Genomic DNA, 20,732 nt, shown 5'->3' on the forward strand with positions numbered 1-20,732 from the left:
GGATTGCACAAAATGTTCAGAATTCCCGCTTGCCTAAAGCTATTTTTTCCGGGAGAAACGTGCTGGTTAGTCAGAATAAAAAGCTATATTTCTATATAATTTAACCTTATTATACCATGAAAAAACTTTACATACTCTGCACCCTGGTGCTGCTCACCCTCACGGCCGCTGCCCAAAGCACCGACTGGAAAACAAAAGAAGATTACCTGCGCGACACCGCCCAGGTGGCGCAAACTATTTTATGGCTCGAGCAACATCCCTTTCCCGAGCCTTTCAGCGAACGCGAGGAGAAAGCAGCTTATGCCTTTAAATGGCTGGAAGGAGCACCTTATATGGTCAACATCGACGCCACATTTCTGCAGGGCATCGTAGCTGATAAAAAGTTTGCCTACAAAGATATGATGGTGCCGCAGTTTCTTTTTGGCAAAGGCTTGTACCTGATCCAACACAAGGGCGAGCAGAACGAGTACGAGGCCAACCTGCGTGGCGTGCAAAGTATGGTAACGCTCTACAAGCAGATCAAGGCAAAAGACAGCCAGGCCAGAAACAAGCTGCTGGAAAAGATGGAGAAAGCGGCCGACCAGCAGAAGCTGCCCGAGTTTGTGCGCAGCCAGACAAAATAACAGCAAAACAGGCGCGGCATCCGTAAGTACAGGTATAACCTAACGACACACACTTATGGAAACGCCCAAAGAAGATGACTTTATTACGAATGCAGACGAGAGCAAGCGCCTGCCCGACGAAAACCCAGAACCCCTTACCGGCGTGAAGAAACAGGAAGTAGATATAAATGACACCGAGTATGAGGGCAAAGAGAAAGCGGGCAACGTGGGGGCTAAAAATGAGGAAGATACCCGTAAGCTGGATGGTAGCAATGCCAACAACCTGCGCACCAAATAACCGGCTATACTTAAGCCCGGCAAGGTTTTTCACCTTGCCGGGCCCATTTTGGCGGCTTTAGCAAGGATACTGTAAACCCTTATCCGCTACAGCAGCCAAGCGCTGATCCTGCTCTATTTTGGATGCCCGAGAGTAATAGCCTTTTATCTTGTTAATTTTTTGTTATATTTAGCCAAAGACTTTGATTATCAACAATAAGTGAGTATACTTACTCTACAGTTCACCTTAAATGTTGCGGAGAGATGGTTTGCTTCCATACAGAATATCTGCATGTAGAGTATTATACTGCCACCGGCGTGCTCGTGTCGCAGTGGTTTGATAAATGCAGCAGCAAACAGTACCGTGATGCCATGCTTTTTATAGTGGACATTATCCAGGAGCATACCATCAATTACGTTATTTCGGACAGACGCCTGCTGCCGCAACTTTCGCCGGAAGACAACGACTGGACACAACATCACTTTCGCGATATTTTCTGCAAGATGCCCCTCCGGCGCTTTGCCATCATCAACTCTTTTAACGACCAGGCAGTGGAGCAGACCAGGCAATTCCTGTATAACCCCTCGCCGCCACTTCCTTTTGAGACCCACCTGTTTGAGGACCTGACCTCTGCGTACGACTGGCTGGTAGAAGCCAAAGCAGCCTAGGGGCAAACCACGTTTCCCGTTGTGCAGTTCTGGCAGGCAAAACTGCCGGCTTCCGGTATTTACAGGTATAAGCCGCATTGCCGCCAAAAGCTACCGCCGTTAGGGAAGTATAGCACAGTTACCGGCTCATGCCCTGAAACTATCGTTGTAATAACATGGGCTGCCCGGGTCTTGCCCCGGCAGCAGCAGTGCTTCTCGGGCCGCACACTGAGCCGGCTGTTTATACTTAAGTATACCATAAACTATAGCTGCTTGCCGGCACAGCACAAAACTCAGCCAATTAGTATATATTAGAAGCCGCATTGTGCAAACACGCAGTTGCTGCTTAACAACGTCCATACATGCTCTACGCCATCCTTAAAGTGATTTACCTAATTGGCCTGCGGGTATTTTTTCGAAAGCAGGAAGTCCATAACCAGGGATTGTTGCCGCAGCAGGGACCGCTCCTGATCGTAGCAAACCACCCCAATACTTTTATGGACCCGGTCGTGATTGCTGCCCAGCTGAAACAACCAGCCTACTTTATCGCCAAAGGAACAGTTTTCGGCTCCCGCTTCCGCAACTGGATGCTCCGCAAGATGCACCTCATCCCCATTCACCGCCGCGAAGACAACCCCGACCAGCCCATCAGCAACGAGGAAGCCTTTGCAGCCAGCTTTAAGGCGCTGGCGCAGAAAAAAACGCTCCTTATTTTTCCGGAAGGCAACAGCTTTAACGAGCGCCGGCTGCGCAAAATAAAAACCGGTGCAGCCCGCATTGCCCTCAGCGCCGAAGCAACCGCCCGCCTGGGGGTGCAGATACTACCCGTAGGGCTTAACTATACAGCACCCACCCGCTTCCGGAGCAGCGTGTTTGTGAATGTCGGCCAGCCCATCAGCGTGGCAGCTTACATGGACGCCTATGCTGCTGATGGTACGGCCGCCGTGCTGGCGCTTACCGAGGAGATCCGCCACCGCCTCGAGCACCTGATCATCAACACGCCGACGGAGGAGGAAGACGAGCTGGCCCGCCTCATCGAGGGCTTATATAAAGAAGAGTTGCTGGCCAACGCCCCCAAAGCGACCCACGAACAGGAGTTTTTGCTGACCAAAGGCATCGTGAAAAGTATCCATTACTTTAGCCAGACCCAGCCGGAACGGATTGCCGCTTTGCAGCAAAGAATCAAAGCTTACAGCCGGCAATTGCAGCGCCTGCACCTGCACGATGCCTTGCTGGGGCAGGGCAAGCGCGTGGTGCTGCAGCAGAGTATTCTCTCCTTGTTATACCTGGTGGCCGGCCTGCCGGTCTATGCGTTCGGGCTGCTGCACAACTATGTGCCCTACATACTACCGGCTAAAGTAGCCCGGGCGGCAACCCACGAAGAAGAATGGTATGCGCCCATTATGCTGACGGTGGGCATTTTTACGTTTCCGCTGGCGTATGCCCTGTCGCTGTGGCTGTGCTCTGAGGTGTTGCATCCCTCCCTTGTGGTGCTGTTGCTTTATGGGCTGAGCCTTCCGGCTTCGGGTTTTTTCGCGCTGCACTATTGGCATAAGCTTGTGCACACGCAGGAGCACCTGGCCCTGCTGCGCCTGTTCTTTCAGCGCCAACCGCTGGTAAACCGCCTGCTGCACCAGCGGCAGGCAATCAGGGAAACACTGGAGCAGGGCCGGCTGGAATACCTGCAGGAAAGACAAAAGCCTGTTTCATAACCATCCTGCTGCTTAGCTAATTGCATAATACAAGGTGGCTTTTGTACCTCCCGCACAGGTAAAAAAAGCCATTCTGCTTTGTATTTACACCATGTATTTATACCTGCCAAAGAGGCGTTTATACTTGTTTATCAGCGATTAACGATTTTTTTTGTGACATTTTTATGCCTGCCCCGTAAAAGACATCTAGAGTTAGAATTTTTACTCTCTAAACAAACTTGAAAGCGATGAAAAAGACATTTGTAAACATTTGCGCCTCGGCATTTATTGTAGCAGGCTTATTGGCAAGCTGCTCTACGTCTGATACTGCTACGGGCAGTGACACCATGGACAATGGAACCGACACCATGGATGACGGTACAACGAGCGGCACAACAACAGGTACCACCACGGAAGGCACGACCAGCGGCACTACGACAGGTACAACAACAGAATCCACCACCGGCACGACCACCTACGGTACAACAACTGGTACTACAACCGGTACCACTACAGGAACAACCACCAGCGGCACTACAACTGGTACTACCACTTACGGTACCACCTCCGGCACTACCTCTGGTACAACAACCGGAACCACTACATCCGGTACCACATCAGGCACTACTTCCGGCACTACAAGCGGTACAACCTCGGGCACTACTTCTGGTACTACCAGCGGTACTACTACCGGAACAACCACTAGCGGTACTACAACCGGAACAACTACGATGTAGTATAAGCGCATTATGTGCAACTGAAAAGCAAAAAGGCAAGCACCACCCACTGGTAATTGCCTTTTTGTTTTTATACATGCTACTAGTTAGGAAATGATGACGTACGTTGAGCTATACTTCCGGAAAGTGTTTACCGTCGATTTACGGGCACTCGCTATCATGCGGATCTGGCTGGCGGGCATCATCTTAACCGATCTGGCCATCAGAGCCACCGACCTGGAGGCCCATTACTCCAATATGGGCGTGCTGCCCCTGTATGTCCTGCACGAGTACCTCTGGCCTGCGCAATTTTTTTCCTTTCATGCCCTGAGCGGTATGTGGCAGTTCGAAGTGCTGCTGTTTATCATTGCAGCCGCGTTTGCAGGCTGCCTGCTGATAGGGTATAAAACACGGCTTGCAACGGTTATTAGCTGGCTGCTGCTGGTCTCGTTACAAAACCGCAACACGCTCATTACACAAGGGGGCGATGATCTGCTGCGGATGCTGCTTTTCTGGGGCATGTTTCTGCCCTGGGGCCGCTATTACGCTTACGATGCCACGCAACAGAAGCAACCGCTAGCAGCAGACACGACTTATTTCAGCGCTGCCACAGTTGCCTACATTCTGCAGATCTGCCTCGTATACTTTTGTACCGCCCTGCTGAAAAACTCGCCGGAATGGCGCACCGAAGGCACCGCTTTATACTATGCCCTCAGCCTGGACCAGATCCTAATGCCCGGCGGACGGCTGATCTACCCTTACCCGGAACTACTCCATACCCTCACCCTCACCACTTATTATGTAGAGTTGCTGCTGCCCTTCCTGCTGCTCATCCCTTTTTACAATAATTTTTTCCGGATGGTGGTGGTAGCGGTGCTCCTTGGTTTTCATATCGGCATCAGCCTGACGTTGTTTGTAGGCTTATTTTACCTGATCAACATCGCCTCGATAGCAGGTTTGCTTCCACGCCCCGTCATGGACTGGCTGGACAGGCGGCTGCTTGCCTCTTTCCGACGGCCGTATACGGGGCACTTTAAGCGCCTCTTTGAGCAGATCCGCAGGCCTTCGCTGGTCAGCATACAGGTGCGCCTGCACAGGCCACTGGTGCCGCGGCATTTGTGGCCCCAGTTTCGCAACGGGTTTGTAAGCGTGGTGCTCCTGTATTGCATCTGGTGGAACCTGAGCGGCACAGCGCTACGCATACCCCAATTACCCGACAGTAGCCGCTGGTTTGGATACCTGTTGCGCCTGGACCAGCACTGGGGCATGTTTGCGCCGGTGGTTTTTAAAGATGATGGCTGGTATATTCTGGAGGGGCAAACCGCAAGCGGCAAAACGATCGACCTCAACCACGAAGGAGAAGCGGCCACTTATACCAAGCCAGCCTCGGTGGTATCGCTCTTTAAAAATGACCGCTGGCGTAAATACTCCGAAAACTACCTGTTTGTGCGAAATGCATACATGCGCCCGTATTACTGCAATTACCTGATGCGCCGCTGGAACGAAGCGCACCCGCAACGCCCCATCCGGCAACTGGAGGTGATCTACATGAAAGAACCTTCTTTGCCTGACTACCAGGTAGCCGAGCCCACCCGCGAGGTACTCTGCGGCTGTGCCAACCAGCCGCAACAACATTAACACTTACCCAAAGTGTGCTTCAGACCTGAAACAGAAACAATTACCTATACTTAAAACAAACTTTAAACCATTAAAACACTTACTTTATGAAAAAGACTTATGTATACCTGGTAGCCGGGGCTTTGCTACTGTCGCCGTGCCTGGTTAGCTGTTCATCAGACTCCACAACAGGTACGGATACCAAAACTACTACGGACGAAGGAACAAACATGAATGGCAATGACGCTGGTATGGACAATTCGGGCAACATGGGCACCGATACCATGAACGCTGACACAATGAGCACCACCGCCGGAAGCACTTCAGGTACGACAACCATGGGAACGACAACAAGCTCTACCACTAGTGGCACAACAACCGGGACTACGAGCGGTACTACAGCAGGCACTACTGCAGGATCGACTGGCGGCACGACAACAGGTGGTACTACTGGCGGTGGCACAACCGATTAAGTTTTAAGAGAACGCTCCGTTCGAAAACAAAAAGAGCAGGTAATACATACCTGCTCTTTTTGTTTTCGTTTACTTTCAGCTAGCGTTTTGCCAGCAAGTGGCCCACGGTACCAGCCGTTAAGCCCCCAAGCAGGTACAGGCCTACCGTCATAGCCTGCGTTACCGGGGTGCGGTTGCTCGGCATTTCGCCAAGCCCCATCGGGCCGGGAAGGTAAATAGCCCCGGCGCCCGCGGCAGCCCCTAACAAAGCCCCTTTCCAGAGCGCATCCTCGCCGGTGCCGACAAAGCTATAGAAGATCCCGTTAGAGACAATATCGCCGCCCAGGGCCCAGGTGTGCAATTCATCTTCCTGCGGAGGCTCCTCACCTAGTTTCTCCATTGTTTTAGAAATTGCCCGCATGCCAAGTATATCCATGCGCGGGGCATCAGAAAACAGTCTTCTTGCCGTTTCGTGTGCCATTGTAAGCACGCAGGCGCCGGCAAAGCCTGCTGCCATTGATCTCAGTATTCCCATAGTCTGTTTGTATTAGGTTATATGTTGGTCAGAACAGTTTGTCTGTATAGCCTGTTGCCCGGCAGAAGGTTACATTTGCCGCTGCTCCTGCCCCGGATTCAGCTGCCGTATAAGTACGCGCAGCACCCTTGGGGCAACAAAAAAGCCGGGCTTACAGGTAAGCCCGGCTTTTTAACGTTATTCCGTTATATTTCTAGCGGCCATTGTAAGAGCCACTGCCTTTCATCTTTTTGGAAGAAGAACCAATAGCGCCCTTTTTGTTCATCTGGTTCATGGCAATCCAGCCGGCACCCAGGGCCAGCAAAGAGCCGCCTACAACTTTCTGGGTAGTGCTCAGGTTGTTTACTTTCTCAGCAGCTGTGCTTCCGAACTGCTGCAGTTTACTTGTCAGGTTTCCGGTGATATCGTTTAAGCCACCTTTACCGGAAGTGCCTTGCTGGCTGCTTTTTCCGGAGGTAGAAGTATGGCTTGCACCTTGCGCTTGCTGGCCACTCTGAGCAGATGTATTGTTTCCGGCTTGCGCCTGTGATTGCGGGTTTTTATTCGTGTTGTTTTCCATAATTTGTAGTGCAATTAAAATATTAGTACAATTCTACCACAATACCTCGCCTTGCTTAATTACCGGCTATTTAGGAGGTAGTCTGACTTCTTTTATCGCAGAACAGCGTATATAGTTGCGTATTACACCTGATTTTTTTCATCCTCAGGCTTCTTTCACTACCTGACACGCTGTTTAAAAGAATCTATTTTGTACAATTTCTGCGGCCCATTCCCATCGCGTTATAATGCCTCTGCGGCCTCCAGGCGGGCAAGTGCCTGCTGTGTTTCCTTCCAGGCTTCTGCTTTCTCGTTTACCTGCTTTGCCGTTTGCACCTGCTTATAAAAAGCCATGATGTTGTGGCGCAAGGCAGGCGTCAGGTGTTTAAACTCGTCAACCGACAGCTTTGCAAGTAGTTTGGCGTATGTTTCATCCGCCAGCTTGTAGGTGCCCGGGGCTGTGGGTTGCCCGGTATCGAGTTGCAGGTTGCGCAGGTGTGGCGCAGCATCCGTTTTCCGCATGCGCTGCAGCATGGCGCTATAGGCATCTACCGTGGCATTAAAACTTTTAAAGTATACTTCCTCTGCCGCCGGCGTAGGAGGCACAAAGGCCAGCGGGCGCAGGGGGCCTATTTTAGGCAGCATTTTAATGACCCAGGCAAGCGCCCGGGCATAGAACTGGGGCCGCTCGTAGTCGCGCCCCCACTGCTGCCGGTAGCTGGCCCGGCTCATGCGGTACACAAACGCACGGCGCGTGGCGCCAGGTTTGGCCTGTTGTATCTCGTTTTTCTTGGCCTGCCAGGCAGCTTTGGTCAGCTCCGGAAATATGTTTTTGATGGTATAACGGTACGTGCCCACCGCCAGCGGAAGACTCACAAACACTTCTTTCAGTTCCAGGCCATACGTTTCTAAAAAAGCCTTTTCCAGGAGCTCGTCCGCTACTTCAAAACCGATGAAATCATGATACGACTCTGGGGCATAGTTGCCACGCGCCACTTCCAGCACATCAAAGCCAAACTCTGTTTTGATATGCGAAAGAGGATCTTCGGCATAGGTTACGGTGTTGCCATACTTGGCGCCTATCTTCGGATACACCAGCGGCACTGCGTGGTTGGTACCGATCGGATGACCAAAGATATCGGCATTATAATGAGCCAGCGCGCCCAGGGCAAAGGCATATTCCTCCTGGGTTTTGGCATGGCGAAGCAGCTGCGCCACAAAGTCGCCGCTACGGACATAATGCGTCAGATCCGTAAAAAAGGTGCTGCCGAAAGGATAATAGCCCATGTCCTGCACAATGGCCCCGCCGTAGGCAAAGGCATGGGCTTTCCGGAGGTCTTCAGCGGTCGATTTCGGAAAACGTTGCAGCAACAAGGGCTGCAGGCCTTTTGCCCAGGCAGCGTCGATCACGGCCTGGTGGGTAAGTACGCTGTAAGCAGCAGCTACCGGAGCGGCAAAGGTGCCTGACAGCACTAAAAAGAAAAGACAAGCGAGGATGCGGCAACTCTTTTTTTCCATAACACAGAACCTGCGTACCGATGCACGCAGAAGTATAGGTTTAGCTCCATATACTTGTTTAACTATGTATGGTTGCCTACCTCCTGCTTCTGCCGCCTGTAGGCCATTAATTCCATCAGGCTGACCCCGACCAGTAGCCAGAGTGCGCCCAGCAAAAAACCTCCCAGCACATCCGATAGATAATGCACCCCCAGGTATATCCGGCTAAAACCAACGATCAGGATCAGCACGGCGGCGACCCCAAGTAAAACCCGGCGCTGGCGCCGCTTGCGGTAATGGCGGAAAAGAAAATAAGCGATCAGCCCATACTCAGCCATGACGGTGGTGGCGTGCCCGCTGGGAAAGGAGAAATGCTCTACTTTGTAATAGGCTACCTCACTCGGGCGGTCGCGGGCAATATAGGTTTTCCCATACCTGGTGGTGATGCCCACACCGGCCAGCGCTATCCAGAAAGCGATCAGGGCAACATATTTTTTCCGGAACAGGAAGATGAGCGACAAAATGCCTCCTACTCCCAGGGCCGCCCACTGCTCGCCTAACTGCGTAAAAACATACAGTACCTGGCTGAGCCACTCACTACGCATACTAAAGAGGAAGGCTGTAAAATTCTTATCAATGGTTACGATGCTCTCGGATTCCAACACGTTCTCTGTTAGCTCGGACAGCAGCGCGATGTTGATGCCAAAGGCAAGAATCATAAGGCTCAGGGGTAAGCCTGTAAACGCTTTGGGATCAAACCTGTTGGCGATAAACCTGGACGTAAGGGGATTGCGCTGCCGGAACCGCTGCACCGGCCGCAGGTGCAGAAACCAGGCAAGGAACTGCCGGACATAATGGCTCAGGATGTTTTTCATGGCGGACTAACTGCTGAACATATACGCAGCGCCGGTGATTTGTTTCGCTATTCGTTCCCTTGCCTTTGCCAGGAGGTGGTTATACCCTTAAACAAGGCCTGACCACAACATTCGGCACCTATCTAAAGTACATATTTTTATGAAGGGGCTTGATCGGGTGTTCGATAGAGTAATGCTGGCTACAGGGATTCTGTTGCTGGTGTGGTTGTGGGCCAAGTTTCCGCCGGCTCCCACCCCGGACAGGCACCAGGACCTGATCGCTATCACCACCGAGCCCGGCGCAGGTTATACGGCCAAATGGACACAGATCCGGCCAGACAAGGCTCTCACCCCGCGCGAAGTGATCCGTATTCAGCTGCTGGCGCTGCAACAGAACGACCCCGATGACAGTGGCGTGATCACGGTCTTTAATTTTTCTTCGCCGGTCAACAAAATGCACTTAGGGCCCATCAATCATTTCCGGATGCTGGTGCGCGACCCGGCGTACAGCCCCATGTTAAACTTCAGAAAATACAAGGCAGGCAAACTGATTGTTACCGGCGATATGGCTTACCAGCTCGTGGTGATCACGGATCGCGACGGCCAGCAAACCCCGTTCCTGTTTATACTTGCCCGGCAGCGCAAAGGCAGCTACAAAGGCTGCTGGATGACCGAAGGAGTGGCCCGCATGGCACCACAGCCAGAAACCAGCCTCACCTGACACAAAGTGCAGGCAAGGCGTCGCGCCTACTTTTCCGTTAAGTCCAGTTCCAACCGGATATCGGCACGCTCATAGATGCTGGGCGGCATGGGCACTTCTACAAAACCCAGGCGCTCGTACAGGTTCAGGGCCGTTTGCAGGCGCCGGTTAGAGACTAGGTATACTTTGTGCGCTCCGGCACGGCGGGCGCGGTCCAGGGCTGCTTCGCCCAACATGCGGCCGATCTTCATGCCCTGCATTTTAGGCGCTACAGCCATTTTTGCCAGCTCAAACACGCCTTCCTCCTCTTTTACCAAGGCACAGGTGCCCACCGGCTCACCATTAAAAAGCGCCATCAGAATGTAACCGCCTTTGTTGATGATATAGCCCTGCGGATCGCTGAGCGAGTTGGTATCTGCTTCCTCCATCACAAAGTATTTGGAGATCCACTCGTGGTTGAGGTCGTAGAAAGCTTTGGCGTAAAACAGGTTGAAATCTACAATCTGTATTGCAGAAGGTGTGTTATAATGCTGTGCCATAAGGATGCGCTAAAAGTATAAGCAGGCTGCAAAGGTAATAAATCAGGGCACATGGCGCCACCTGGCTTACTGCCGTAAGTATAAAAAAGCCCCTGCCATAGTTGTTGCTATGGCAGGGGTTCCTGTTACAATTATAAGTATCGTTATTTCTTGCGCAGCAGGTTGCCCCGCAGCTCACCGGTTGGGTGGGTGGTACTATGTATGTTGAAATACCATTTGCCGCTCAGCAGTTGTTCTTCCTCATCTTTGGTTAATGCGCGGGTAGTTCCGGAAAAGGTGCCGCCGCTGTTATCGGAGAAACCGGTTACCGGAATCACAACTGGCGCACTTTCATTTGGTGAAGCCGGGCCGTGGAAGTGCATGCCTACGGTGTTATCATCCAGGTCGCTCAGCACCCAGGTAACATTGTAGGTTATCTTTTTGGTTTGCCTGTTATAGACGCCGTTAAACTGCCCTGTGCCGATGGAGTTAAATTCCGGCACTTCGTTGTGGCTGCTTAGCGCCACATTATTAAAGCTCACCAGGTCCAGCTGGATCTCGTCATCGTCCTGGTTACATCCCCACATAAAAGTGGTTAATAGCATCAGGCAGAACAAAGGTAAATTGCGGTAAGTAAGTTTTTTAGCTTTCATAAAAGGTCTCGTTTATAAACATATACACTTGGGTAAGTATAGTTTACTGCTGCCCTCTTCAAAAGTTTACTCCTTCGTTCTGTTATTCCGTGAGTTACTAAAAACAGCTAACCAATCAGAAAAATACGCAGGTATAGCCTCGTGCCGGGCGAGCTGCATACGAGGCTCCGGCAAAGCAGGTAAGGGGTTGTAGCTTACATATTCTGCGCCAGGTTGGCATCGGGCACTTTCAGCTTCTCGGTTTTCTTTAAACCGGAAATTACTTCGATGTTAATACCATCCGAGAGACCGGTTATCACCTGACGCTTTTCAAACACCTGCGGCGCTGTTTCCACTTCCACGTAGGACTTTTCTTTGTCGAACTTGAGCATACTTTCTTTTATGGCCAGCACTTTCTCGCGCTTGTCCAGCACAATGTCGGCGTTAGCGCTGTAGCCGGCACGTATAAAATCTTTGTCGTCGAGCATCACTTTAGCCCGTACCGGAAACTTGATGGAGCCTTCCTCTTCCACGCCTTTGGGAGCGATGTACTCCAGCTTGGCATTGAACACCCGCCCTTCGATGGCACCGATGGTGAGTAGCAGGTCCATGTTCTCTTTCAGCTTGCCTACCTCCGATTCGTCGATCTTGCCCTCGAACACCAGGCTGCCCATGTCGGCCACGGCGGCAATGGTGGTGCCCTCGTTAAAGTTGTTGCGCTCGATAATGGAGGTGCCCACTTTTACCGGCACATCCAGCAGCATGCCATCAATGGTGGAGTAGACCAGATTCGACGACTGGCCACTACGCTTGGAGGCGCCTTCGCGCACGAGTTGCAGGTTGTTCTCTGCCGACTGGATCGCCTCGCGCTTCAGGTCAAAGTCTGCTTTATACTTGCGGTACTCCTGTTCGGCAATCACTTTCTGCTCATAAAGCTGCTGGTAGCGTTCAAACTCGCGTTTGGCTTCTTCGTAATTGATGCGGGCCGTTTGCACGCTGCTCTCGGCGTTGTTGACGCTCACAATGTTAGGCACGATACGGATCTTAGCCAGCAGCTGTCCTTTTTTTACGCGCTGCCCGGCTTCTACATACAGCTCCTCCACAATACCCGACACCTGCGACTTGATCTGTACTTCGCGCCGGGGCACAATGGAACCCGTAGCCACCGTCTTTTTCACGATATCCGTGGTAAAGGGCGCCTCTGTCTTGTACACCACCGGATCGGTATTCGCTTTCTTATAGAAGTAGTAGCCCAGCCATACCGACAAGGCCACAAACACTAACCCGAACAGTCCTAATAAAACCTTTTTCATTGCTGTTTTATTTATCAATTAACATTTATCGATTGCCATACTTCACTGCACTTCCTTTTATCATCCTTAAAAGTTATTATCCTTCAAAAGATCCTTTCAGGATGATAAAAGGAACTGGTTTATACTTGCCACTCCCTTACTCGTCGCGAAGCGCTACCACCGGGTTTACGCGGGCCGCTTTGGCCGCCGGGATCAGGCCGGCCACAGCGCCGGCAAGCACCAGCAGGATAGTGGCCGACAGCGCAATGGGCAGACTGACCTCCGGAGCTCCAAAGAAGCCCGCCTTGATGTTAAATCGGTGCATCAGGTACTCTATCAGGGCTACTACGCCCGTGCCTGCCAGCAGCCCCAGGTAGCCCGCCAGGCCGGTAATCACCACCGACTCCTGAATGATGAGGCTGATGATAGACCAGGGGGTAGCACCCAGTGCCTTGCGCACCCCGATCTCCTTGGTGCGCTCCTTCACCACGATCAGCATGATGTTGCCTACCCCGATTATACCTGCCAGGATAGTGCCGATGCTCACCAGCCAGCTGAATGCCGAAATACCCGCAAACATACCCTGCACATCCTGAAACTCTTTCTCCACGTTGGCCGAGCCAAAGGCCTTCAAATCGTCCGGGGCTACTGTGTGGCGCTTCATCAGCAGCGTTTTTACTTTGGTTTCTATCACCTCGGCGGCTATGCCGGGTTGGGGCGTCATGGCAAAAAAGCCTATCTGGTTTACCTGATCAAAAGTCTGCTGCAGCGTGGTGTTCGGAATATAGATCACCTTGGCATCCTCCACTACGTCCTCGTCTTTGCCCACCGGAGTAAAAGTGCCCACTACCTGAAAGTAATTTCCTTTGATGTTGATGTACTGCCCGAGCGGGTCGCCTTTTTCTTTGAAGAGCAGCTCGAGGGTGCGCGGCCCCACAACAGCTATCTTCCGGCGTTCGTCCAGGTCTTTCTGGTTGATAAAGCGGCCGGTGAGCAGTTTGGTAGGGCGCACCAGCAGCATGGCCGGTGTTTCGCCCTGCACGCTGAAGGAGGAACTTTTATTCTGAAAAGTCACGGCAAAGTCGCCGCCAATCTCGTTGCGGGGCGCGATGACGGCTACCTCGGGCACATTTGCTTTGATGGCCTCAATGTCATCGTTGGTGAGCTGAATAAAGCGGCCCGCCTTTAACCCGTGATACGGCACGCTGGTCCGTTGCGTCCAGACGAACACCGCATTTTTGGCAATGTTGAACTCGCCGACGATGCCATTCTCCAGGCCTTTGCCGGCACCCAAAAGCACCACCAGCATAAAGATGCCCCAGAACACACCAAAGGCCGTTAACGCCGTACGCAGCTTGTGCTTTTTTACGGTGTTATAGATCTCGGTCCATTTATCGATGTCGATCATGCTTTTTAATTTTGAAAAACTTACTATTGAATAAGAGAGTACTTAATATTCATCTTATTTAAGCTTTGTCACCTCGCCAACAAGTTCCTTCCAGGATGACAGTACCGGTTAGTAGTATTCACGCATCACTTATTCAGAATTCAGTTATTCATTTATTCAAAATTATACTTAGTCCGCCCTTAGCGCCTCGATCGGCTTGATGTTGGCGGCTTTCAGGGCAGGCATCAGTCCGGCCAACGCACCCGATAGCACCAGCACCACCGTAGCGGCCACGGCCACACCGGGGTCTACTTCGGGATTTGCAAAGAAAGGCGCCTCTTGTCCGGAAGAGGCCATCAGGTATTCCAGGATTGCCAGAATGCCCGTGCCCGTGAGCAGCCCCAGGTAGCCCGAGAAAGCCGTGATCACCACCGACTCCTGCAGAATAAGGCTCACGATAGAAAATGGCGTGGCCCCCAATGCTTTGCGGACACCAATTTCGCGGGTGCGCTCCTTTACAATGATCATCATGATATTGCTCACGCCCACTACGCCCGCTATCAAGGTACCGATGCCCACGATCCAGACAAACAGGCGGATGCCGCTGAACAAACCCAGCACTTTCAGGTATTCGGTTTCGGTGTTCTCAATGCCCAGGGCCATGTCATCGTCTTCCGAGAACTTGTGGCGCTGTGCCAGCAGCTTGCGCAGGCGCGCTTCCATCTCAGTAGCAGGCACCCCGTTTTGCGCCACCAAGGCCATCATCTGCACCTGGTTAGGCTGGTTAAAGGTGGCTTGCAGCGTGGTAAACGGGATGTAGGCACGCTCCTCGCGGCGGCTGCCGTTGTTGCCGCGCACCTTAAACGTGCCCACCACCTTAAAATAAATGCCCCGGATGTTCACATACTTCCCTACCGGTTCCTCGCCGGCAAACAGCACAGTCGCCGCCTGCTCGCCTATTACCACTACTTTGCGGCGCTCCTTCTCATCAAAGCTGTTCAGCAGCCGGCCCCGGAAAGCCCGCTCGCCATTAAGGTCCAGAAAATCCGGTTCGGCGCCGAACACCTGGAAAGAGCCGTTCTGCTTTTTATAGTTGATGGTATACTCGCCCATTATGCGGTTGCGGGGCGCCAGCATGTTCAGGTCGGCTATCTGGCGGTCGATGGCTTTCAGGTCCTCGTTGGTCAGGGTTATTTCGCGGCCCGGTGCAAGGCCCCGGTTTGCCAGTGCCGTTTTGCCGCCATACAGGTAAAGGCTGTTCTTGGCCCCATCGCCAAAGCGGTTATACACGCCATTTTCCAGGCCCTTGCCTGCTCCCAGCAGCAGCACCAGCATAAAGATTCCCCAGAAGACGCCAAAAGCCGTCAGGAACGTGCGCAGCTTGTTCTTCTGCATCGTGCCCAGTATCTCTTGCCATTTATCTATGTCGAACATCTGCCTGTTTTAAGTATGAACTGGTGAATGAGTGATTGCGCGAATGGGTTGACTGTTGAATGACTTAATTGCTAATTGCTGGTTGTTAATTACTGACAATTCTATACTTTCTGAATTCTTCCGGAATAGATGTCTGGGCACACGAAGTATAAATTCACTCAATTTCGCATTCGCTCATTTAGAATTTCGCTTTCCGTAACAACAGGCTCGGGCAAGCCGTGGTCGTCGTTCACGATCAGGCCGTCTTTCAGGCGGATGACGCGGTGGGTCTGGGCGGCAATGTCGTTCTCGTGCGTTACGATCACCACCGTCATGCCTTTGCGGTTCACCTCTTTAAAAATGTCCATCACTTCGTAAGAAGTCTGCGTGTCGAGGGCACCGGTAGGTTCATCGGCAAGTATCAATTTGGGTTGTGAGATCAGGGCCCGGGCAATGGCTACGCGCTGCTTCTGCCCGCCCGACATTTCACTGGGCGAGTGCTCTGCCCAGTCTTTCAGCCCTACCCTATCCAGGTACTCCAGCGCCAGCTTGTTGCGTTGTTTGCGGCCCACCTGCTGGTAGTAAAGCGGCAGGGCTACATTCTCCATCGCATTTTTAAATGAAAGCAGGTTGAAGGACTGAAACACAAAGCCCAGGAACTTGTTGCGGTAATAAGCTGCCTTTGTTGCCGACAGGTTTTTGATGGGGGTGCCTGCCAAGGTATAATCGCCGGCATCGTAATCGTCCAGAATACCCAGGATGTTGAGCAACGTGGATTTACCCGAGCCGGAAGAGCCCATGATCGACACCAGCTCTCCCTCACGAACATGCACATCAATCCCTTTCAGCACATGCAACTTGTTGTGCCCCATCGCATAATACTTATGGATGTTGTTTAACTGGATCATAGGCCTGGCATAAAGTGACTGTACTTAGTGTGTACGCTAGTAGGTTATACAAGGTACCACTTGTTTAATTATTTCTTGGCAAGATTATACTTACAACGTATATCCATCGACTTACAGCATTTCTTCCTCTACTAAAGCCGGAAAAACGCGCTTATGCTTCGGCAAGGCAGGATAACCGCTGCTGGCACCCTAATACCACCAGGGTTCCAGAGGCGCCTGTACGATGACAGATGCAGGAAAGCGGCGGCAGGTTGCCTGCGGTCCGGAAAAAAATTGTTGAAAGTGATTACGCCAACCCACCCCGTCAAGTATAAGTATAGGGTTGATAAGATGCTGTTGCCAGAGCTGCCCGAACCCATTCTCCTGCACCCGCTCAAACACCACCTGGGCTACCTGCAGGCGTTTGTCCGGCAAGGTAGCGGGGCGCCGTTTCCGGAGCTGCAGGCAGCACTTTTAACCATCGGCACCGCCTCGCAGCTGGATCTGTACACGGGCCCGCTTTCGCTGCAGCAAATCTCCGAAGAAGTGATCTTATACCTGCAGCAACACAACCTGCTGGCGCCGGAGGCCTTTCAGCAATTCCTTCTTTCAGGCGAAAGCGCTTACCAGCTCCTTACGCTGTCGGATACAACAACCTGGGTGCTGCGCTGGGGCGTGGTGGCGGGCCGGCATGTGCACCTGCACCCGGCCCGCTACGCGGCGCATACTATCCGGGTGAAAGCCAATGTGCTGAAAACGGCTGTAGCCCTTGCCCTGGCAACCGAACGCTTAAAGCCACCAGTAACACTGGCGGTGGTAAACGAGGTGCGCACAGCGTGGCTGGGCTTACCGCCGGTAAAAGCATATAGTCCGGCAGACGGCACCGGCAGGCTGCTGGCCATGCTGCAGGGTAGCTAAATCAAAAGCGCCACCTGAGTGGGGTGGCGCTTTTGTAGCAGGAAATAGGTTATTGGTTGTCCTGTTGCAGGCTCGAGAGGGTGACAGACTGGTTGTTGAGGCTGGTATACTTAAAGTCGTCGTCGCCTTTAAAGGAGGCGCCCCGCAGGTTAAACGGCTCCGAGAGCTTGGCATATTTAAAGTTGGCCAGTCCATCAAATACAGCTTTCTGAAAACTTACCCCTTCCGCAAATTTGGCATACTTAAAGTTAGCTTCTCCCCCGAACACAGCGCCACTGAAGTTGGCCGTTACCGGAAAGCTGACATACTTAAAGTTTGCGTCGTCGCTGAAGCGGGCCTGGCTGAAATTTACCAGTTTATCGAAGTCACTATACTTGAAAAGAGCTTCTTCAGCGAAACGGCTGCCGGCGAAAGAAGCGCCCCCTTTAAACGCAGAATACTTGAAGGCACTTTCCTGCTCAAAGGTGCAATTCTCAAAGCGGACCTCCTTTGCAAAGTCGGTGTTGTATACTTCGTTTATAGAGCGTACCATGTTGCGGCCGTTATCAGGGTTAAAATAAGCCAGCACATCGCCCCGGAAAGTACAGTTCACAAACGTGAGCGGAACGGTAACCACACTCAGGAATTCCCGTGAGCTGTTATCGCCATTATTGCCCTTCTGTTTCATGTTCTTGAGCTTGGTCATATTCAGATCGCCCGTTATAACCACGTTCTTATAAGAGACGGCCTCACCACGGTTAATCTTTGCCACAATGTCGGCGGCATTCACACTGCTTTGTGCAAAAGACAGGAGGGGCAGCAACAGAATAACCAGTATCAGGGGTAGCTTTTTCATCATATTATTTCTTAGGAGTTATACTTTTATTGTGCCTAAGAGATGGAAGCAAAAGCGCAAAGGTTGCAGGGCCCCACCTAAATTTATACTTCCCCCACTATAAATCTGGGTGCGGCCCGGCTGTTTAATTTCCCGGTAGCGCAGGCGCAGGCGGCGTAGCGGGTGGTGCCGGAGGTGCAGGCGGCGCTATAAGTTCCCGGCCTGATCCTTCCTGCGCTTTTCTTTCCTGTTCGTAAAATTTAGCAGTACCGATCATCACGGTTATAAAGGCCACCACCGTTAGCAACAGGCCCAGCAAAAGTTTATTACTCGTATTCATCGTGTTTCGTGCTTTAGTCATAACAAATAAGTTTATACTTACTGCTGCGGGCTGGGGGCTACCTTTTCGTGATAGGCTTTCAGGTCGTCGAGCGAGAGGCCCAGCAACTGCATATTTTTGAAGAACACCGGCAACTCCTCTTCCAGAAACTGCTCTTTTTTAATGGCAATGGTGCGCTCAAAACCGTCATCTGCCAGAAAGTAGCCGATGCCCCGTTTGTTGTAAATAATGCCTTTGTCCTGCAGGTAATTGAAGGTGCGCATCGTGGTATTGGGGTTCACCTCAAACTCCACGGCCATGTCGCGGATAGAGGGAATTTTGTCGCCGCTGTCCCATTTCTTTTGCAGGATGTTCTCGAAAAAACGGTTGGCGATCTGTAGGTAAATGGCTTGATTCTCTTTATACTCCATCTTACACCTGCCTTTCTTTTAGTTTGAAATAAGAAACCAGCAACATAAAAGGCGCCAGCAGCCACCAGAACAGCAGCGGGATAATATTTTTAAAGATGTACTCTGCCGTATCTTTAAACTCATCGCTCGGGCCTCCCCGGTAGTTGCTTTGCCCAAACAGCAGGTAGCCGAGCCCGCCGGTGTAGGCAGCAATGGCGAATGCCACCACGATCAGGGCCAGCAGTGTTTTCAGGAAGTTGTTGCCCCGGAAGGCAGTAGCGCCCAGCAAAAATACAGCTTGCGTCACCAGGTATACTTTGATGCAGTTAAAGAAATGCTCGTCGAAAAGGTAGGGCAGCGCATGCAATTGCCCGGAAAACAGGGAGGCGAACAGGGAAAGCAGCAGCATAACCAGGCCGAAAAACAGTACATACACCGGCGACGTGATGAGCCAGGCGCTCAGCAGCTTTTCTGTAGCCGACACGGGCAGCGTCAGGAACATGTAGCTTTTCTGCGGCGCGTGCATTTCGTCAAACACCTTGCTGGTGAACACGTAGCCAGCCAGCATAAACACCACCAGGTAAAAGTTGCGCAGTCCCATCAGGCCGGGCAGCCCCATTACGATAGCGGGCCGGGCATAGAGCACAATGGCCGAGATAAGGAACAGCAGGCCCAGGATGGTTGCCAGCGCCATCCACATGGTGCTAAAATTTAAGTATAGCTGCCTTCTTAAAAAGAAGCCCAGCCGTTTCAGGTTCAGGTCAGTAGTCATCGTTCTATTTTGTAGGAATGGTTAGAAGTATGGAATCGTTGACGATGCCTTTCAGCACCAGTTCCAACGTTTGGGTATAATCTACGGGCCGGGTCTCTACCAGCAAGGCACAGCCAATGGCCATAACGGCAATAAGCGGCGAACCGACAGGCAGCCATAGTTGCTTTAGCCTGAAGCGAAGTGGTTTAGTATTCATACTTGTAGTTGGCAAAGTGGTCGTTTATACTTGCTGCGTTTTTCACGATGCCGTTAAACAGCAGCTCTAGGTCGATGCGGCTGTCCTGACCGGCCAGGTTTTTCACAATGCCTGCTTTGCGGCCCTGCATCTCTTCAGCATACAGCACCTCGTCGGTCGGTATGCCTGCCAGGTTGTGTTCAAAGGCCAGCTTTTCGGAGATCTCGGCAATGTTGTGGTTAAAGATGATCTGGCCGCTCTCCAGCACCACCACGTTATCGATCAGGTTCTCCAAATCGCGCACCTGGTGGGTAGAGATGATGATGATCTTGTCTTCGTCGAGCGCTGCGGCCATAATTTTGCGGAACTGGCTTTTGGAAGGAATGTCCAGGCCGTTGGTGGGCTCGTCCATGAGCAGCACGCGGGCATTAGTAGCCAGGCCAAAGGCGATCAGGAACTTCTTCTTCTGCCCGTACGACAGTGTCGATAGCCTGGCCGCCTCGTCCAGCTCAAACTCTGCCAGGTAGGCCTGCAGTTGGTTGTGGCTGAATTTGGGGTAGAAAACCGCGCTGATCTTTACAAAGCTGGCCATGCTAAGGGGTGGCAGGTTAAACTCCTCCGGAATCAGGTACACGTCCTGCAGCATCTCGGGCTTGCGCGCCGATGCCTCATACCCAAACACATTACAGTGGCCGCTGTCGGGGTAAAGCAAGCCGCTGATGTGTTTGAGCAACGATGACTTGCCGGCACCGTTTTTTCCCAGCAGGCCATAGATAAAACCCGGCTGCAGGGTTAGATTCAGGTTATCGAAGAGCGGCTTCTTCTTTTTATACCTGAAGTGAATGTCTGATAGTTTTATCATAGTTTTATTCGTGTGGTGTATTAGTTATCTAGTACACTACAAATGTATATAATGATTCAGAAATACCAACTATTTTAGTATAAATATTTTTTAGAGGTCATACAGAGGCTGTTGCAAGTATAAAAGGCAGTTCATCAGCTGTGGCTACTCAAAGAGTCACAGCAACTTACAGGCCTGCGCGCAGCTTTGAACCAGGCATCAGAAACGC

The 20,732-nt window shown here is 51.9% G+C and carries 25 protein-coding genes; 9 read left to right on the plus strand and 16 right to left on the minus strand.

Translation table 11 applies throughout. The features are described from left to right. Positions 1-116 precede the first annotated feature (116 nt). From LWL52_RS20280 to LWL52_RS20310, 7 genes are all read left to right on the plus strand, one after another. The gene (locus LWL52_RS20280) at positions 117-623 is read left to right on the plus strand and encodes a hypothetical protein (protein WP_242923779.1); all 507 of its coding nucleotides are present in this window, start codon (positions 117-119) and stop codon (positions 621-623) included. Positions 624-678: 55 nt separating this feature from the next. Then, complete coding sequence (locus tag LWL52_RS20285; RefSeq protein WP_242923780.1) at positions 679-900, plus strand: hypothetical protein; 222 nt, start codon at positions 679-681, stop codon at positions 898-900. Between the two features lie 242 nt (positions 901-1,142). Then, on the plus strand, positions 1,143-1,547 hold the full coding sequence (locus tag LWL52_RS20290; protein ID WP_242923781.1) for a hypothetical protein: 405 nt from the start codon (positions 1,143-1,145) through the stop codon (positions 1,545-1,547). A 341-nt stretch (positions 1,548-1,888) separates the two neighbouring features. Continuing rightward, positions 1,889-3,238 carry a lysophospholipid acyltransferase family protein gene (locus LWL52_RS20295; RefSeq protein WP_242923782.1) on the plus strand — a complete coding sequence of 450 codons (1,350 nt, stop codon included), beginning with the start codon at positions 1,889-1,891 and terminating at the stop codon, positions 3,236-3,238. A 227-nt stretch (positions 3,239-3,465) separates the two neighbouring features. Then, positions 3,466-3,954: a hypothetical protein gene (locus tag LWL52_RS20300; RefSeq protein WP_242923783.1), complete on the plus strand. Its 489-nt coding sequence runs from the start codon at positions 3,466-3,468 to the stop codon at positions 3,952-3,954. A 93-nt stretch (positions 3,955-4,047) separates the two neighbouring features. Then, positions 4,048-5,571 (plus strand): HTTM domain-containing protein, encoded by a 1,524-nt coding sequence (locus LWL52_RS20305; RefSeq protein ID WP_242923784.1) that lies wholly within the window; start codon positions 4,048-4,050, stop codon positions 5,569-5,571. An 86-nt stretch (positions 5,572-5,657) separates the two neighbouring features. Further along, positions 5,658-6,023 carry a hypothetical protein gene (locus tag LWL52_RS20310; protein WP_242923785.1) on the plus strand — a complete coding sequence of 122 codons (366 nt, stop codon included), beginning with the start codon at positions 5,658-5,660 and terminating at the stop codon, positions 6,021-6,023. 79 nt (positions 6,024-6,102) lie between these two features. Here LWL52_RS20310 and LWL52_RS20315 read toward each other — a convergent pair whose 3' ends face one another. The 4 genes from LWL52_RS20315 to LWL52_RS20330 all read right to left on the minus strand — a co-directional run bounded on the left by LWL52_RS20315 (position 6,103) and on the right by LWL52_RS20330 (position 9,446). Beyond that, positions 6,103-6,537, minus strand: coding sequence for a hypothetical protein (locus LWL52_RS20315; protein ID WP_242923786.1), 435 nt, complete (start codon positions 6,535-6,537; stop codon positions 6,103-6,105). Between the two features lie 193 nt (positions 6,538-6,730). Further along, the gene (locus tag LWL52_RS20320) at positions 6,731-7,096 is read right to left on the minus strand and encodes a hypothetical protein (protein ID WP_242923787.1); all 366 of its coding nucleotides are present in this window, start codon (positions 7,094-7,096) and stop codon (positions 6,731-6,733) included. A gap of 221 nt (positions 7,097-7,317) precedes the next feature. Then, on the minus strand, positions 7,318-8,592 hold the full coding sequence (locus LWL52_RS20325; protein ID WP_242923788.1) for a zinc dependent phospholipase C family protein: 1,275 nt from the start codon (positions 8,590-8,592) through the stop codon (positions 7,318-7,320). A gap of 62 nt (positions 8,593-8,654) precedes the next feature. Continuing rightward, positions 8,655-9,446, minus strand: coding sequence for a phosphatase PAP2 family protein (locus tag LWL52_RS20330; RefSeq protein WP_242923789.1), 792 nt, complete (start codon positions 9,444-9,446; stop codon positions 8,655-8,657). Between the two features lie 139 nt (positions 9,447-9,585). On the opposite strand from LWL52_RS20330, the gene LWL52_RS20335 reads away from it, so the two are divergent. Next, entirely contained in the window at positions 9,586-10,146 is a 561-nt protein-coding gene (locus LWL52_RS20335) for a DUF4864 domain-containing protein (RefSeq protein WP_242923790.1), read from the plus strand. Positions 10,147-10,172: 26 nt separating this feature from the next. Here the strand turns inward: LWL52_RS20335 and LWL52_RS20340 are convergent, their stop codons facing one another. The 6 genes from LWL52_RS20340 to LWL52_RS20365 form a co-directional block, all read right to left on the minus strand. After that, positions 10,173-10,664: a GNAT family N-acetyltransferase gene (locus LWL52_RS20340; protein ID WP_242923791.1), complete on the minus strand. Its 492-nt coding sequence runs from the start codon at positions 10,662-10,664 to the stop codon at positions 10,173-10,175. Between the two features lie 143 nt (positions 10,665-10,807). Beyond that, on the minus strand, positions 10,808-11,296 hold the full coding sequence (locus LWL52_RS20345; protein WP_242923792.1) for a CHRD domain-containing protein: 489 nt from the start codon (positions 11,294-11,296) through the stop codon (positions 10,808-10,810). Between the two features lie 194 nt (positions 11,297-11,490). Then, positions 11,491-12,588 carry an efflux RND transporter periplasmic adaptor subunit gene (locus tag LWL52_RS20350; protein WP_242923793.1) on the minus strand — a complete coding sequence of 366 codons (1,098 nt, stop codon included), beginning with the start codon at positions 12,586-12,588 and terminating at the stop codon, positions 11,491-11,493. A gap of 136 nt (positions 12,589-12,724) precedes the next feature. Next, positions 12,725-13,975 (minus strand): ABC transporter permease, encoded by a 1,251-nt coding sequence (locus LWL52_RS20355; protein WP_242923794.1) that lies wholly within the window; start codon positions 13,973-13,975, stop codon positions 12,725-12,727. Between the two features lie 168 nt (positions 13,976-14,143). Continuing rightward, a complete protein-coding gene (locus LWL52_RS20360; protein WP_242923795.1) occupies positions 14,144-15,388 on the minus strand; it encodes an ABC transporter permease in 1,245 nt (414 codons plus the stop codon). A gap of 158 nt (positions 15,389-15,546) precedes the next feature. Continuing rightward, the gene (locus LWL52_RS20365; protein ID WP_242923796.1) at positions 15,547-16,275 is read right to left on the minus strand and encodes an ABC transporter ATP-binding protein; all 729 of its coding nucleotides are present in this window, start codon (positions 16,273-16,275) and stop codon (positions 15,547-15,549) included. A 282-nt stretch (positions 16,276-16,557) separates the two neighbouring features. Here LWL52_RS20365 and LWL52_RS20370 point away from each other — a divergent pair, with 282 nt between their 5' ends. Next, positions 16,558-17,172: a hypothetical protein gene (locus LWL52_RS20370; protein WP_242923797.1), complete on the plus strand. Its 615-nt coding sequence runs from the start codon at positions 16,558-16,560 to the stop codon at positions 17,170-17,172. 49 nt (positions 17,173-17,221) lie between these two features. Here the strand turns inward: LWL52_RS20370 and LWL52_RS20375 are convergent, their stop codons facing one another. From LWL52_RS20375 to LWL52_RS20400, 6 genes are all read right to left on the minus strand, one after another. Further along, entirely contained in the window at positions 17,222-18,010 is a 789-nt protein-coding gene (locus LWL52_RS20375; protein WP_242923798.1) for a pentapeptide repeat-containing protein, read from the minus strand. 121 nt (positions 18,011-18,131) lie between these two features. Next, positions 18,132-18,326, minus strand: coding sequence for a hypothetical protein (locus LWL52_RS20380; RefSeq protein WP_242923799.1), 195 nt, complete (start codon positions 18,324-18,326; stop codon positions 18,132-18,134). 38 nt (positions 18,327-18,364) lie between these two features. Further along, positions 18,365-18,736 carry a GntR family transcriptional regulator gene (locus LWL52_RS20385; protein WP_242923800.1) on the minus strand — a complete coding sequence of 124 codons (372 nt, stop codon included), beginning with the start codon at positions 18,734-18,736 and terminating at the stop codon, positions 18,365-18,367. Position 18,737: 1 nt separating this feature from the next. Then, on the minus strand, positions 18,738-19,487 hold the full coding sequence (locus LWL52_RS20390; protein ID WP_242923801.1) for a hypothetical protein: 750 nt from the start codon (positions 19,485-19,487) through the stop codon (positions 18,738-18,740). Between the two features lie 4 nt (positions 19,488-19,491). Then, positions 19,492-19,683 (minus strand): hypothetical protein, encoded by a 192-nt coding sequence (locus tag LWL52_RS20395; protein ID WP_242923802.1) that lies wholly within the window; start codon positions 19,681-19,683, stop codon positions 19,492-19,494. Beyond that, complete coding sequence (locus tag LWL52_RS20400) at positions 19,673-20,524, minus strand: ABC transporter ATP-binding protein (protein WP_242923803.1); 852 nt, start codon at positions 20,522-20,524, stop codon at positions 19,673-19,675. The genes LWL52_RS20395 and LWL52_RS20400 overlap by 11 nt, the downstream gene beginning before the upstream one ends. Between the last annotated feature and the right edge of the window lie 208 nt (positions 20,525-20,732).

It is taken from the genome of Pontibacter liquoris (genome assembly GCF_022758235.1).
GTDB lineage: Bacteria > Bacteroidota > Bacteroidia > Cytophagales > Hymenobacteraceae > Pontibacter > Pontibacter liquoris.

Coding starts and splice junctions, on each gene's coding strand:
- LWL52_RS20345 (WP_242923792.1), bottom strand. CDS start 11,296: ATGAAAGCTAAAAAACTTACTTACCGCAATTTACCTTTGTTCTGCCTG.
- LWL52_RS20365 (WP_242923796.1), bottom strand. CDS start 16,275: ATGATCCAGTTAAACAACATCCATAAGTATTATGCGATGGGGCACAAC.
- LWL52_RS20280 (WP_242923779.1), top strand. CDS start 117: ATGAAAAAACTTTACATACTCTGCACCCTGGTGCTGCTCACCCTCACG.
- LWL52_RS20285 (WP_242923780.1), top strand. CDS start 679: ATGGAAACGCCCAAAGAAGATGACTTTATTACGAATGCAGACGAGAGC.
- LWL52_RS20340 (WP_242923791.1), bottom strand. CDS start 10,664: ATGGCACAGCATTATAACACACCTTCTGCAATACAGATTGTAGATTTC.
- LWL52_RS20310 (WP_242923785.1), top strand. CDS start 5,658: ATGAAAAAGACTTATGTATACCTGGTAGCCGGGGCTTTGCTACTGTCG.
- LWL52_RS20330 (WP_242923789.1), bottom strand. CDS start 9,446: ATGAAAAACATCCTGAGCCATTATGTCCGGCAGTTCCTTGCCTGGTTT.
- LWL52_RS20320 (WP_242923787.1), bottom strand. CDS start 7,096: ATGGAAAACAACACGAATAAAAACCCGCAATCACAGGCGCAAGCCGGA.
- LWL52_RS20295 (WP_242923782.1), top strand. CDS start 1,889: ATGCTCTACGCCATCCTTAAAGTGATTTACCTAATTGGCCTGCGGGTA.
- LWL52_RS20355 (WP_242923794.1), bottom strand. CDS start 13,975: ATGATCGACATCGATAAATGGACCGAGATCTATAACACCGTAAAAAAG.
- LWL52_RS20325 (WP_242923788.1), bottom strand. CDS start 8,592: ATGGAAAAAAAGAGTTGCCGCATCCTCGCTTGTCTTTTCTTTTTAGTG.
- LWL52_RS20375 (WP_242923798.1), bottom strand. CDS start 18,010: ATGATGAAAAAGCTACCCCTGATACTGGTTATTCTGTTGCTGCCCCTC.
- LWL52_RS20400 (WP_242923803.1), bottom strand. CDS start 20,524: ATGATAAAACTATCAGACATTCACTTCAGGTATAAAAAGAAGAAGCCG.
- LWL52_RS20380 (WP_242923799.1), bottom strand. CDS start 18,326: ATGAATACGAGTAATAAACTTTTGCTGGGCCTGTTGCTAACGGTGGTG.
- LWL52_RS20390 (WP_242923801.1), bottom strand. CDS start 19,487: ATGACTACTGACCTGAACCTGAAACGGCTGGGCTTCTTTTTAAGAAGG.
- LWL52_RS20350 (WP_242923793.1), bottom strand. CDS start 12,588: ATGAAAAAGGTTTTATTAGGACTGTTCGGGTTAGTGTTTGTGGCCTTG.
- LWL52_RS20290 (WP_242923781.1), top strand. CDS start 1,143: ATGGTTTGCTTCCATACAGAATATCTGCATGTAGAGTATTATACTGCC.
- LWL52_RS20395 (WP_242923802.1), bottom strand. CDS start 19,683: ATGAATACTAAACCACTTCGCTTCAGGCTAAAGCAACTATGGCTGCCT.
- LWL52_RS20335 (WP_242923790.1), top strand. CDS start 9,586: ATGAAGGGGCTTGATCGGGTGTTCGATAGAGTAATGCTGGCTACAGGG.
- LWL52_RS20360 (WP_242923795.1), bottom strand. CDS start 15,388: ATGTTCGACATAGATAAATGGCAAGAGATACTGGGCACGATGCAGAAG.
- LWL52_RS20305 (WP_242923784.1), top strand. CDS start 4,048: ATGATGACGTACGTTGAGCTATACTTCCGGAAAGTGTTTACCGTCGAT.
- LWL52_RS20300 (WP_242923783.1), top strand. CDS start 3,466: ATGAAAAAGACATTTGTAAACATTTGCGCCTCGGCATTTATTGTAGCA.
- LWL52_RS20315 (WP_242923786.1), bottom strand. CDS start 6,537: ATGGGAATACTGAGATCAATGGCAGCAGGCTTTGCCGGCGCCTGCGTG.
- LWL52_RS20385 (WP_242923800.1), bottom strand. CDS start 18,736: ATGGAGTATAAAGAGAATCAAGCCATTTACCTACAGATCGCCAACCGT.